Genomic DNA, 12,606 nt, shown 5'->3' on the forward strand with positions numbered 1-12,606 from the left:
GCCGGTGACCGACCCTTACAACTCGATCCGGTCGCCGATCTCCACGATCTCCAACCGCTGGGGATGCTCGAAGCTCCGGACGTGCTCGTGGAGCGCCGTCGGGTCCGCGGTGAGCCCTTTCCACATGTCCCAGTGGGTCGGAACGAGGCGGTCGAGTTCGAGATCACTCGCGGCCGAGACGATCTCGTTCTCGTCGCTGTACCACTTGGTTCGAACCGGTTCTCCGGTCTCTTTGTCCGGGATCGTCCCGACGGAACCGAACGCGAGGATCCCCAGATCGATGTCGTATTCGGCCGCGAGCTCTCCGAACGTCGAGGACGGTTTGCTGTCGCCCGCGTGGAACACCGTCCCAGTTGGATGTTCAATGACGTAGCCGACGGGGTGGGTCGCGTCCGCGTCGTGTACCTCGACCACGTGAATCGTGAACTCCCCCACCCGGAGTTCGTCTCCTTCAGTCACTTCGAGGAGCTGTTCGTCATCGACGTCCCACTCCTCAGTCCACGATTCCTCGCGCGCGACCGCGAGCGAATCGTCCGGTGCAACGAACTCCGCGTCCGTGTTCGCGAGTATCGGGGCCTGTGAGGGGCCGTGGACGTGATCGGTGTGTTCGTGCGTCGCCAACACCGCATCGGCAGCGTCCACATCTACTGGGTCAAACGGGACCGGGATCATCCGGATCGTCCTCGGTGGGTCTCCCGTCCCGACGTACGGATCGATCCAGAGAACGGTCCCCTCGCGACCCTTGATCACGAACCCGTTACAGCCCAGATACCACAGCGAAACCGTGTCGGGGTCAGCCTCCGCGACCGCGCGCGGTAGCCACGTTCCCCAATCGGATGTCATCATGTCCGGAGCTGTCTCGGCTCACACCGTAACCGTTGCGGAGTCGGACCGGTCACGATCACCAACAGCGAGAGAGACGACTCGTCTCGGACTTATCAATCTCCGACTGCTATATCAACGCAGTAAACTCGCCATGACTGATCACGAACAGGACGACACGCTCAGCGAGCTCGCGACCGCGATCCGCGATGCCGACCGCGTGAGTGTGCTGACTGGTGCCGGACTCTCGGCTGCGTCCGGGATCCCGACCTTTCGCGGCGACGACGGGATCTGGGGGGACGCGTTCGAGGAGGCGGACTTCCACGTTTCCCGGTTCCGCCGGGACCCTGCGGGGTTCTGGGTAGACCGAGTGGCGCTGGCGGAGCGGATGCGTCCACCGGGCGGTGCCTCGCCGAACCCGGCACACTACGCGCTGGCGGCGCTCTCGGACGCGGGGGTCCTCGACGGGGTTATCACCCAGAACACTGACGGGCTTCACGCCGCGGCCGGAACGACCGAAGTCATCGAGCTACACGGCACGAACGCTCGCGTGGAGTGTGCCCAGTGTGGCGACACCGCGGCGGCCGGGCCGGTCCGCGAACGGGTTCGTGGCGGCGAACGCCCACCGACCTGTGACTGCGGCGGCGTGTATAAGCCGGCGGTCGTTCTCTTCGGGGAACCCCTGCCGGCGTACGCACACCGACGGGCACGACGGCACGCTACCGAGAGTGATCTCTTCCTCGTCGCCGGATCGTCGCTGACCGTCGACCCGGCCGCGTCGCTACCGGGACTCGTGGACGGCGAGCTTGCCGTCGTCAACTTCGAGCCGACGCGCTACGTCGACACCGCCGACTACACGTTTCGTGCGGACCTGACGGATCTGCTGCCGTCGTTAGCGGTGCGGGTGCTCGGCGAAGACGCGGACGCTGTCGGCCCGAAGAAATTCTCGGAGTAGGCGTAAGCGGTTATTATCGGCTCACCCGAGGAAATAACGGGCCCACGGGTTGGCCCGGACGAACTGGGTTTCCTCGAGTGCGCGGTCGACGCCGAGAATGCGGCCGGCACCCCACGCGCCGAGACCGAACAGCAGGAGCATGTAGACGAGCGAGCTGTCGACGAAGTAACCGTGGTCGACGGGGAATCCTTGCATGAGTCCGCCCTGCCATGCGGCGGTCCAGAACATCGACATCTGGATCGCACCCATCAGGGCAGCGAAGCGGAAGAACACGCCGAACAGCAGCGCGAGCCCGATCAGGATCTGCCCGAAGATCACGAGCGGGTCGACGATCGCCCCGTAGTTAGCGAACCAGGCAAACAGCCCGCTCAGCGGGTTCGCCTCCGCGATCGCGTTCTGGAGGAACCCCGCCGACGACCACGCCAGCGGGTCCCCGATCCCGCCCTCCAGCAGTTTCTCTAATCCAGCCTGAAGGAACACCCACGCCATCACGACCCGGAGTCCCAGCATCGAGTACGCCAACCACGTCTCCGAGTAATTGAACTCGACGTTTCGACCTAACAGCTCTGCCTGTAGCGTCCGTTCGGACGGTTGTGTCGACATTATGTCACCACCGTGCGCCGGTTCTCTAGTATATATCAAATAACTGTTGGTGAGATCGGGCCCCTACGCTTATCTTTCGTGTCGGCGAACCGGTCCGTATGCTCTCCAGCGACCGGATGGCGGCCGTCGACGCCAATGCGGCAGCCCTCGGGGTCCCGCGCAAACAGCTGATGGAGTCCTCGGGTAACGCCGTCGCCCGTGTGGTTCGCTCCGTCTCGGAGCCGGGAGATCGAGTGGCACTCGTCTGCGGACGTGGCAACAACGGCGGTGACGCGTTCGTCGCTGCCCGGTTTCTGAAGGAGCGAGACGTGACCGTCCGGTTGCTGGGACGTCCCGAATCGATCGGGACGACGATCGCTCGGGAGAACTGGGAAGCGCTCCGAACGGCCGAGCTCTCCGCGGACAGCGTCGTTGACGTCGCTGGCTCAGACCTCGGTCTGAACGCGGCGGACGTCGTCGTCGACGCCCTTCTCGGCACGGGGATCACCGGTAACGTTCGGGCGCCCGAGCGGACCGCCGTCGAGCGTCTGAACGCGGCCGCAGCCGCCGGAGTGACTATAGTGAGTGTTGACGTGCCGACGGGGATCGATGCCGACACGGGACAACCGACCGGGGGAACGGACGGTGTCGCGGTCGACGCCGACCACGTCGTCACTTTTCACGACGAGAAGCCCGGCCTCGGAGCGCTTGACGCGACACTCACCGTGGCCGACATCGGGATTCCGGCGGCAGCGGAACGGTACACCGGCCCCGGCGACCTCCTCGGGCTCGGGCGGGACCCGGACTCGCACAAGGGCGACAACGGCGAGGTGCTCGTCGTCGGCGGCGGACCCTACACCGGTGCACCGTCTCTCTCCGCGCGAGCGGCACTGCGGGCCGGTGCGGACCTCGTCCGCGTTGCGTGCCCGACTGCCGTCGCCGACGCGATACAGGGCTACTCGGCGGACCTCATCGTTCGCGGGCTCGCCGGCGACCGCCTCACCGCGGACCATCTCGGTCGTCTCCTCGACCTCGCGGTGGCGCAAGACGCCGTCGTGATCGGGCCAGGAATGGGCGACGCTGACGACTCCCTCACGCTTGTCCGTCGGTTCCTCGAATCGTACTCGGGCCGAGTGGTCGTCGACGCCGACGCGCTCCGCGTCGTCTCCGACGTCGATACGGACGCCCAGCTGATCTGCACCCCTCATCAGGGCGAGCTCCGTCAGATGGGTGGAGAGACCGCGGAAGACCCGGACGAACGCGCGGAGCTGGTTCGGTCGTTCGCGGCCGGGATCGGACACACCCTGCTGGTGAAAGGCCGGTACGACGTCATCGCGGGGCAGAGCCGTTCGAGCGCTGTCGGTCCCAACGAAGGATCTAACTCGGACGCTCGTACCGGCCCGGACGCTCGTACCGGCCCGGTCGATGTCCGGCTCAACCGGACGGGAAACCCGGGGATGACCGTCGGCGGCACCGGTGACGTTCTCGCCGGTGTGACCGGAGCACTCGCGGCCCGGACCGACCCGTTCGCGGCCGCCGCCGCTGCCGCATACGTTACGGGGCTCGCCGGTGACGCGGCCGCAGAGACCAACGGGAACGGGCTCGTGGCGACGGATTTAATCGATCGGCTCCCGCAGGCGCTGTACGATGAGTGACGGCACGGCTCCGGACGACGAGCTGACTCACACGACCGCCGACGGCGACGTCCAGATGGTCGACGTCGGCTCGAAACCAGACACCGACAGGCGAGCAGTCGCACATGGAGAGATCCGCCTGACCCCCACGACGATCGAGGCGATCCGTGGCGACGAGATCGGAAAGGGAGACGTCCTCGCGACCGCGCGTGTCGGGGCGATCCAGGCCGTGAAACACACGTGGGAGACGATCCCGATGTGTCACCAGATCCCGATCACGAACGTCGACACCGAGTTCGTGGTCGACGACGACCGCGTTGCGTTGACGGTCACCGTCGAGACGACCGGCAAGACCGGCTGCGAGATGGAGGCGTTGGAGGGCGTGACGACCGGCCTCAACGTCGTCTGGGACATGGTGAAAGCCGCGGAGAAGGACGCCGACGGCGGCTACCCGGATACACGGATCACGGACGTCGCGGTGGTGGAAAAACGGAAGGAGCGTCCGGCGGACGACCCGAATCGGTGAGCGACCCATGGATCGATCCGTCTTCCACGACCTCGGCCTGCTCGGAGTCGGCTGTTTCGGCGGCTGTGCCCTCGTCGCGCTCGGCGGCTGGCTGATCGGGCTCCCGTTCGGGAGCGCGGACGGCTCCCCCGCCGGTATCTACCTCGACTTGGCCGGGCCGGCGTCGGCCGTCTGGCTGGGACTCGCCATCGTTGCCGTCGGGTCCGAGCTAGCGAGGTAGGCGCTCTGGCCCCATGGCCACGCGTCCAGTCGTGGCTGAGCATCCAGCCACGAGAGGACGATTCCCCCTCAGTCGTCCGCGGGGGCGGAGCCGTCGCCGCCGACGGTTACCGCGATCTCCGCGGCGGCGGCCTTGTACTCGGGGATCTTCGCGCGCTCGTCGAGGACGTCGTTCGTGAGACGATTCGCGGAGGCGGCCGCGAAGTGCGGGGTCGTCCAGACGACTCCCTCCTTGATGTCCTCGGTCACCTGTGCTTTCACCTCTATCTCGCCGCGTCGCGATTTGAGCGTCACTAGGTCCCCCTCCTCGATCCCGTAGCGTTCGGCGTCGTTCGGGTGAACGTCGACGAAGTTCTCCGGGTGTTGTCGCGAGAGCGTCGGCGATCGTCGGCTCATCGTTCCCGTGTTGTAGTGCTCCTCCAGCCGGGCCGTGGTGAGTATCAGCGGGTATTCCTCGTCCGGCACCTCCGCGGGCGGCTGGTGGCGGACGCCCTCGATCCGTCCCAGTCCGTTTTCGGTGTCGAAGGTGTCCTCGTAGAGGAACTGGTCCCCCTCGTCACCCTCCTCGTAGCAGGGCCACTGGAGTCCCTCCTCGCCGAGCGCGTCGTAGGTCATCCCGTGGTAGATCGGACACACATCGCGGAGCTCCTCGAAGACGGCCTCGACGTCGTCGAAGCGGAACTCGTCCTCGGTGAACAGGCGGCTTCCGACCTCCATCAGGATGTCGAGGTCGTGTTTCGTGTTCTCGTGAACCTTCTCGACGCCTCGCATCCGCTGGACCCGCCGGTCGGTGTTGGTGACGGTGCCGCCACGTTCCGCCCACGTCGTCGCCGGGAGGACGACGTCGGCGAGCTTTGCGGTCTTCGTCATGAAGATGTCCTGAACGCAGAGGAACTCGAGGTCCTCCTTGAATCGTTTCTCGGTCTCGTTGCCGTCCGGTTCGCTCATGATCGGGTTTTCACCCATTACGTACAACCCGTGGACGGTGTCGCCGATCGAATGTGAGATCTCGACGTTCGTGAGGCCGGGCTCGTCGGGGACCTCGAAGCCCCACGCCTCCTCCACCGATCGCCGGGCCTCGTCGTCGTCGACGAGCTGGTAGCCGGGGAGCACGTTCGGCATCGCACCCACGTCACACGTTCCCTGAACGTTGTTCTGTCCGCGAAGCGGGTTGACCCCGGTGCCCGGCTCGCCGAGATTCCCCGTGATCAGCGCGAGGTTGATCTCGTTCTGGACGTTGTCGACCCCGCAGGTGTGCTGGCTCATCCCCATCCCGGTGAAGATGGCGGCGTTGTTCGCCATCGCGTACTTCTCCGCGGCGAGCTCGATGTCGGCTAACGGCACGCCGCACTCCTCGGCGGCGGCCTCCTTGTCGAAGTCAGCGAGCGTCTCCTTGAGGTGCTCGAACCCCTCCGTCCGCTCCTCGATGAACCCCTCGTCGATCCATCCCGCGTCCGGATCGTCCTTGTGACCGTCGAGGATCGTTTTGAGGACGATGTTGAGGAGCGGGATGTCGGTGCCCGGGTTCAACTGAAGGTGTTGGTGTCGCTCCGTCTCGTCGATCTTGAACGAACGCGTCGTCTTGTTCGCGTGCGGGTCGACCTGTATGACGGTCGCGCCCTCGAGTACTGCCTGTCGGAAGTACTGGCTGTTGGCTATCGGGTGCTGCTCGCCGGGGTTCGCGCCCTGGATCCAGAGCACGTCCGCCGACTCCTCCAAGTCCGCCATGCTGTTGGTCATCGCACCCTGTCCGAGACTGGTTCGAAGCGCCCAGACGGTGGAGGCGTGACACATCCGCGTGCAGTTGTCGACCTGATTCGTGCCGTATCGGCGCGCGAGCTTCTGGAGGAGGTAGTTCTCCTCGTTCATCGTCTTCGAGGAGCCGAAAAAGCCCATCCCGTCCGGACCGTGTCGGTCGCGGATCCGCTCTATCTCCGAGACGATCCGCGAGTACGCTTCCTCCCACGTCGCCTCCCGGAACTCGCCGTCGTCACCCCTGATAAGCGGCTCCGTGAGACGGTCCTCGTGGTCGACGACTTGGGTCGCCGCTCCCCCTTTGATACAGATCCGGCCCTCGTTGACCGGGGCGTCACCCCACGGCCGGAAGTTCACGTCACCTCGATCCTCGCCCTGCTGTATCTGGATCCCGCATCCGACCCCGCAATAGGGGCAGATCGTTTTGACCGCCTCCTCGCCTTCAGTTGACATCCGGATCACCCACTGAGTGTGTGCTCATACCTCATGATCTATGGATCGGGTTGTATGAGTGTGTCGGTGATAGAGGGGGGCGGGGCTTCGGCCCGGTGATGACGGGTGAGTGGGCACGCTGGCCCGACGGTGAGGAGGGAGGGTGCTCCGATAGCAACCATCGAATCCGCACGGAACCGTTAGGTGGTCGGCGGGCGACGGGAGCGGCATGGAGCTCTCTCCGGACGAGGTCGAGGCAGCGATCGAGGCGTACCGGTCGTCCGAGCCGCTGTACACGGTCGAGTCGGAGTCGATCGAGGGCCTCCCGCGTGCGTTTCGGCGAGGTGAGTACGGTCGCCGGGACGCCCAGTGGGTCGTCAGGTGGTTCGGCCGTCGGTACCTGGGCGAGGAGCCACCGGGGTTCGACCGTACCCACCGGGAAGAGCGGTTCGAAGGGGCCGATTTCGAGGCAGTCCGGGACGCGATCGACGAGGCCGTCGCAGCCGACCGCGACGAGTTCGGATCGGCGGTCGACGCGTTGACATCGCTGCCGGGTGTCGACTTCCCGATCGCGTCGGCGTTCCTCGCGTTCGCCAACCCGGAGGTGTTCGTCGTCGTCGACCGCCGAACGTGGCAGGCGGCGCAGTCGCTGACGGATCTGGAGGGGGCGTACCCGGATCCCCCCAACATCGAGCAGTACGAAGCGTTCCTCGATACGTGTCACGTGCTCGCAGACCGCTACGGAGTGGGTCCGTGGGAAGTGTACATGTTCCTCTGGCGACACGGTGCGGCGTCGACAGACCCGGAGTGAGTCGCTGACCCGAAGCGAGTCGTTGGGTCCCGGTTGGAGTTCAGCGACGAACCCGGATCAGACGCGGAGCCACGCCTTCGGGTGTGCTTCCCGGAGGTGGTGTTGGTACGCTCGGATCAGCTCCGGATACGAGTCCGCGACACAGTGCCACTCACAGTGGTCACACGTCCGCTCGACTGCCTCGTCAGCACCCTGTACGTATCCACCCCGACGGTAGGTCACCATCTCAGTCCCCTACTCCTCTTGCGTGCCATCATAGCACACACGCGTCTGAGACGCTTGAACCCGTCGCCCCCATTGGCTACATAATATTGTGATCATTCGTTATAAAATTGTTAAGGGTAATTGACTTGTAAATAGATTTACACTAGATGATGTACATTGGTAACTCGGATCATCTATGAGAGCAGTTGTGTATCAGGGACCGTACGAGGTCGCTGTCGAGGACGTGGAAGAACCGGAGATCCAGCACCCGAACGACGTGGTCGTGGACATCACGACCTCCTGTATCTGTGGGTCGGACCTCCACATGTACGAGGGACGAACCGCGGCCGAGGAGGGGATCGTCTTCGGCCACGAGAACATGGGAATCGTCAGCGAGGTCGGAGAGGCGGTATCCACTTTGGAAGAAGGAGACCGCGTCGTCATGCCGTTCAACGTCTCCTGTGGATTCTGTCAGAACTGTGAGGAAGGGTTCACCGGCTTCTGTACCAACGTCAACCCTGGCTTCGCCGGCGGGGCGTACGGCTACGTCGCCATGGGCCCGTATCCCGGCGGACAGGCCGAGAAACTCCGCGTCCCGTACGCGGACCACAACGCCCTGAAACTGCCGGAGGGCCGCGAACACGAGGACGCGTTCTCGCTGCTCGCGGACATCTTCCCGACGGGCTGGCACGGCACCGAGCTGGCGGACCTCCAGCCGGGGGAGTCGGTCGCCGTCTTCGGCGCAGGCCCGGTGGGGCTGATGGCCGCCTACAGCGCGAAGATCAAGGGTGCGGCGGAGATCTACGTCGTCGACCAGGTTCCGAGCCGACTCGAGCTTGCCGAGGAGCACTGTGACGCTCACGCCATCGACTTCTCCGAGGGCGACCCGGTAGACCAGATCATCGAGGAACACGGCGGGATGGTCGACAAGGGCGTCGACGCCGTCGGATATCAGGCGACCGACCCTGACGACGTCGACGAGAACACCGAGGACTACGCGTACGACCCCGCCAAGGAGAACCCGGCGGTCGTGCTCAACAACCTCATCCGCGTCGTCCGGCCGACGGGACAGCTCGGCGTCCCCGGTCTGTACGTCCCCGAAGACCCCGGTGCGCCCGACGACATGGCGGCACAGGGTCGTCTCGGCATCGACTTCGGGAAGTTCTTCGAGAAAGGCCTGAAATGTGGGACCGGCCAGTGTAACGTGAAAGCGTACAACCGGTACCTGCGCGACATGATCATCGAGGGGCGTGCCGATCCCAGCTGGGTCGTCTCCCACCGCGTGAGCCTCGAGGAAGCGCCCGAGATGTACGAGGCGTTCGACGCCCGCGAGGAAGGGGTCACGAAAGTCCTACTCGAGCCGTAGTCACGGGACACACAGGGACCACGCCCCACGTTCCGACGTTCTCTTGATGCCACACTCCCGCCGAGCGACCGCGAGCACCCGTGATACCGCCGGAACCGGCCGCCAACCCTTATAACTAATCGGTGCGTTCGACCGACTATGTGCCAGTACTGTAACTGGGCGTTTCACGACGGCTGGGGCGAGCTGCTGCAGTACGACGAGACGTACCAGTCGGCGTTCGCGACGGAGTCGGAGTCGACCCACGGGTTCCACGAGGACTGGGACGACCTCCAGGCGGAGCTCGGGATCTGAAACGGCGAGTCGCTCGGCGGTCGGTTGCACGCTGATGGTATATAAGAAGTCCACAGATACGCCCAACCCCTGCCGGAGACGATCCCGTGAGCTCCCTGGAGCCGACGACGTGGGCGGGCGTCACGACACAAACGGGCGTACCGTGCGGCTCGTCGGTTCCGGACCAACGCGTTCCGACAGGAACAGATCGTGAACGCGGGCTCACGCAGCTGAGAGGCGTGGACACCCGACCCGCCGGCCGGTCCGGGTCGCTCTGGAGCGTCCGGTGACTCACCGATGCCAGTTATACCGGAAACACGTCGGCGGCGGTTCGATCGTCCTCGATGGTTCCGCCGTCGTCGACCGTGAGGTCGTCGAGCTCCTCACGCAGTCGCGGCTCGTTCATCTCTTGACCGATGAACACGAGCCGCGTTCGGCGAGTGTCGTCGGGCCCCCACTCGCCGATCGGTCCTGCCTGTACGGAGGGTCCGGCCTGGCTGAGCCCGATCACGTCGTCGGCGCCGACGACGTACGCGACTCCTTTCGCGCGGATCACGGCTCCGTCCCAGTCGTCGACCCAGTCGACGAACGGGCCCGGATCGAACGGTCGGTCGGACCGATACACGAACGAGTCGACGCCGTGGGCGGCGGCCGCACCTTCGGCGTGGTCGTGGTCGTGACCCTCATGGTCGCCGTGGTCGTGGCCCGCGCCGTGCTCGTGAGCCGCCTCGTCCTCGGCGTCCCTGGACCCTGTCCCCTCGCTCTCGGCTATCGCGCGCTTCCAGCCCGCCGAGCGTTTCGCCGCGTCGAAGTCGAACCGACCCGTCCCGAGCACCTCGTCGGGGTCGACCTCCGAGTAGGTCGTTCGGATCCGTTTCGCACGCGGCCCGAGCCGCTCCGCAACGGACTCGATCCGACCGAGCACGTCGTCGGGTACCATATCGGTCTTGTTCAACAACAACACGTCACAGAACTCGATACCCTCGACGAGCACGTCGGCAAGGGGGCGGTCGGAACCGGACTCGACGTTCGCGCCTCCCGGAAGGTCCTCGCCCGCATCGAACTCCTTCCAGAACCCATACGTGTCGAGCACGGTCACCATCGTGTCGAGGCGGAATCGCTCGGTCGGGTCGGCCTCCGTCTCCTCAGTTCCCTCTAGGAACGCGCGGGCGACCGGAACCGGCTCGGAGATGCCCGACGATTCCACGAGCAGATAGTCGAACTCACGGGAGTCGGCGAGGCGTGTCGCTTCCGTGAGCAGGTCGTCCTGTAACCGACAGCAGATACAGCCGTTCGAAAGGTCGACGACTCCCTCCGCCTCGTTCTCGCGGGCGACGAGCTCGGCGTCGACGTTCACCTCGCCCATGTCGTTGAGGATCACCGCGATCCGCCGGTCGCCCGGGTTCGCGAGCAAGTGGTTCACGAGCGTCGTCTTACCGGCGCCGAGGTAGCCACTCAGAACGGTGACGGGTATCCGATCGTCGTGTGTCATACGTGACGTAGTTACATAGGGGACAAATCAAACGATCGATCGGGTGAGATCTGAGCACGGATCCTCGTGGGGTCGATCCCGCAGCGTCCCTGTGGGAGTTCACCGGTTCGATATCGCCGACCCACTTCCGTGGACGGGGCGGCCGATCCCACTACGTCGATCCGGCCGGTACCAGCTCCGCCGCCTTCGACCGGGCGCGGGCGACGATCGACGGCTTGGCCTCGAACGCGACCGTGACGTGGTCGTCGGCGTACGTCTCCTCGTCCACATAGGCGTGGTCGTGGATCCACGAGACGAGGCTCATCGCGTCGTCGGAGACCGGAACCACCAGTCGCTCGCGCTCCCAGTCGGGAAGCTCCGATTCCACGCGGTCTCGCAGCTCGGCGACACCCGCGCCGGTCCGTGCGGAGACGGCGACTGGGTCCGGTGCGAGCCCGGAAAGCGCGGCCCGCTTGTCGGCCAGCTCGCCCGGTGCGAGTCGGTCGATCTTGTTGAACACGGTGACGATGGGGGCTTCGTTGCGCTCGTACAGCGTATCGTGGCTCGTGACGAGTTTCTCGCGCATCTCCGGAACGGGTTCGCTCGCGTCGACGACGAGGAGGACGAGGTCCGCCCGGTACACGGAGTCGAGCGTCGACTCGAACGACTCGACGAGCCAGTGTGGGAGGTCGGCGATGAACCCGACCGTGTCCGTGAGCAGCACGTCGCGTTTCTCCATCTCGGCCCGCCGGGTGGTCGTGCCGAGCGTCGTGAACAGCATGTCCTGCGACTCGGCTGTCGGGTCGAGGTCGGGGTGTCGGTTCGCGTTCTCGTCGACGTCGAGCTCGGCGGCCAGCTGGCGCATCAGTGTCGACTTGCCCGCGTTCGTGTATCCTGCGAGCGCGACGAGATCGAACCCGGAGTCCCGCCGCTGCTCGCGGCGCGCCTGCTCCTTCTCGGCGATCGACTCGAGCTCCTCCTGGATCTCGGATATCTGCCGTTTGATGTCGCGCTCGACGCTCTCGTCGTACTCGCCGAGTCCCATGAACCCGGGGCGCTCGTCGCGCTTCGCGAGGCTCGCCTTCGCCTCGGCTCGGGGGAGCTCGTAGCGCAGCTCCGCGAGCTCGACCTGGAGCTGTGCCTTCCGCGTGTTCGCGCGCTGGCCGAATATCTCGAGGATGAGCGTGAATCGATCGATCACTTCGACGCCTTCGGGGAGCTCCCCGCCGATGTTGAACGTCTGGTACGGGCCGACGTCGTTGTCGACGATCACGGCGGACGCGTCGGTCCGGCGGACCAGGTCCCGCAGCTCCGCGACTTTCCCCTCGCCGAACATGAACGCGGCGTCCTCCGTTCGGGTCTGGGCGAGCTCGCCGACGACCTCGTAGCCCGCGGCGCGCGCGAGCTGCGTTATTTCACTCAGGTCAGCCTCACCGCTGTCGACGCGTTTCGCGACCACCGCACGGCGGCCGTCGGGGTCGCGGTCTGGCGCTCCCCCCTCTCGGTCGGACATGGCCCCGTCGCGAGATCGCCCACCGTCTGACGGGTCGCTCGTCTCG

The 12,606-nt window shown here is 65.6% G+C and carries 13 protein-coding genes; 7 read left to right on the top strand and 6 right to left on the bottom strand.

From position 1 onward, the window contains the following. Positions 1-15: 15 nt before the first annotated feature. Positions 16-846, bottom strand: a complete 831-nt coding sequence (locus ACZ5TV_RS14495; RefSeq protein ID WP_379778530.1) for an MBL fold metallo-hydrolase — start codon at positions 844-846, stop codon at positions 16-18. Between the two features lie 130 nt (positions 847-976). On the opposite strand from ACZ5TV_RS14495, the gene ACZ5TV_RS14500 reads away from it, so the two are divergent. Further along, positions 977-1,777 (top strand): Sir2 family NAD-dependent protein deacetylase, encoded by an 801-nt coding sequence (locus ACZ5TV_RS14500; RefSeq protein ID WP_379778532.1) that lies wholly within the window; start codon positions 977-979, stop codon positions 1,775-1,777. Positions 1,778-1,798: 21 nt separating this feature from the next. Here the strand turns inward: ACZ5TV_RS14500 and ACZ5TV_RS14505 are convergent, their stop codons facing one another. Then, the gene (locus ACZ5TV_RS14505; RefSeq protein ID WP_379778534.1) at positions 1,799-2,380 is read right to left on the bottom strand and encodes a DoxX family protein; all 582 of its coding nucleotides are present in this window, start codon (positions 2,378-2,380) and stop codon (positions 1,799-1,801) included. A gap of 98 nt (positions 2,381-2,478) precedes the next feature. Here ACZ5TV_RS14505 and ACZ5TV_RS14510 point away from each other — a divergent pair, with 98 nt between their 5' ends. Genes ACZ5TV_RS14510 through ACZ5TV_RS14520 form a run of 3 tightly spaced genes read left to right on the top strand, consistent with a single transcriptional unit; the run spans position 2,479 to position 4,739 of the window. Continuing rightward, the gene (locus ACZ5TV_RS14510; RefSeq protein ID WP_379778536.1) at positions 2,479-4,014 is read left to right on the top strand and encodes an NAD(P)H-hydrate dehydratase; all 1,536 of its coding nucleotides are present in this window, start codon (positions 2,479-2,481) and stop codon (positions 4,012-4,014) included. Continuing rightward, positions 4,007-4,519 carry a cyclic pyranopterin monophosphate synthase MoaC gene (gene moaC, locus ACZ5TV_RS14515; RefSeq protein ID WP_379778538.1) on the top strand — a complete coding sequence of 171 codons (513 nt, stop codon included), beginning with the start codon at positions 4,007-4,009 and terminating at the stop codon, positions 4,517-4,519. The genes ACZ5TV_RS14510 and moaC overlap by 8 nt, the downstream gene beginning before the upstream one ends. Positions 4,520-4,526: 7 nt before the next feature. Next, on the top strand, positions 4,527-4,739 hold the full coding sequence (locus ACZ5TV_RS14520) for a hypothetical protein (protein WP_379778540.1): 213 nt from the start codon (positions 4,527-4,529) through the stop codon (positions 4,737-4,739). Between the two features lie 68 nt (positions 4,740-4,807). Here the strand turns inward: ACZ5TV_RS14520 and fdhF are convergent, their stop codons facing one another. Next, positions 4,808-6,946, bottom strand: a complete 2,139-nt coding sequence (gene fdhF, locus ACZ5TV_RS14525; protein ID WP_379778542.1) for a formate dehydrogenase subunit alpha — start codon at positions 6,944-6,946, stop codon at positions 4,808-4,810. A gap of 208 nt (positions 6,947-7,154) precedes the next feature. On the opposite strand from fdhF, the gene ACZ5TV_RS14530 reads away from it, so the two are divergent. Further along, positions 7,155-7,736: an HhH-GDP family DNA glycosylase gene (locus ACZ5TV_RS14530; protein ID WP_379778544.1), complete on the top strand. Its 582-nt coding sequence runs from the start codon at positions 7,155-7,157 to the stop codon at positions 7,734-7,736. A 57-nt stretch (positions 7,737-7,793) separates the two neighbouring features. On the opposite strand, the gene ACZ5TV_RS14535 is transcribed toward ACZ5TV_RS14530, so the two are convergent. Next, on the bottom strand, positions 7,794-7,961 hold the full coding sequence (locus ACZ5TV_RS14535) for a hypothetical protein (protein WP_379778546.1): 168 nt from the start codon (positions 7,959-7,961) through the stop codon (positions 7,794-7,796). 175 nt (positions 7,962-8,136) lie between these two features. On the opposite strand from ACZ5TV_RS14535, the gene ACZ5TV_RS14540 reads away from it, so the two are divergent. Together ACZ5TV_RS14540 and ACZ5TV_RS14545 are read left to right on the top strand one after the other, a co-directional pair. Then, positions 8,137-9,306, top strand: coding sequence for a glutathione-independent formaldehyde dehydrogenase (locus ACZ5TV_RS14540; RefSeq protein WP_379778548.1), 1,170 nt, complete (start codon positions 8,137-8,139; stop codon positions 9,304-9,306). 138 nt (positions 9,307-9,444) lie between these two features. Next, positions 9,445-9,597: a hypothetical protein gene (locus tag ACZ5TV_RS14545; protein WP_379778550.1), complete on the top strand. Its 153-nt coding sequence runs from the start codon at positions 9,445-9,447 to the stop codon at positions 9,595-9,597. Between the two features lie 283 nt (positions 9,598-9,880). Here ACZ5TV_RS14545 and ACZ5TV_RS14550 read toward each other — a convergent pair whose 3' ends face one another. Both ACZ5TV_RS14550 and hflX read right to left on the bottom strand, forming a co-directional pair. Next, positions 9,881-11,068, bottom strand: coding sequence for a CobW family GTP-binding protein (locus ACZ5TV_RS14550; protein WP_379778552.1), 1,188 nt, complete (start codon positions 11,066-11,068; stop codon positions 9,881-9,883). A 151-nt stretch (positions 11,069-11,219) separates the two neighbouring features. Then, a complete protein-coding gene (gene hflX / locus ACZ5TV_RS14555; protein WP_379778558.1) occupies positions 11,220-12,560 on the bottom strand; it encodes a GTPase HflX in 1,341 nt (446 codons plus the stop codon). Positions 12,561-12,606: the final 46 nt, after the last annotated feature.

The sequence above is a fragment of the Halorubrum tibetense genome (genome assembly GCF_055396225.1).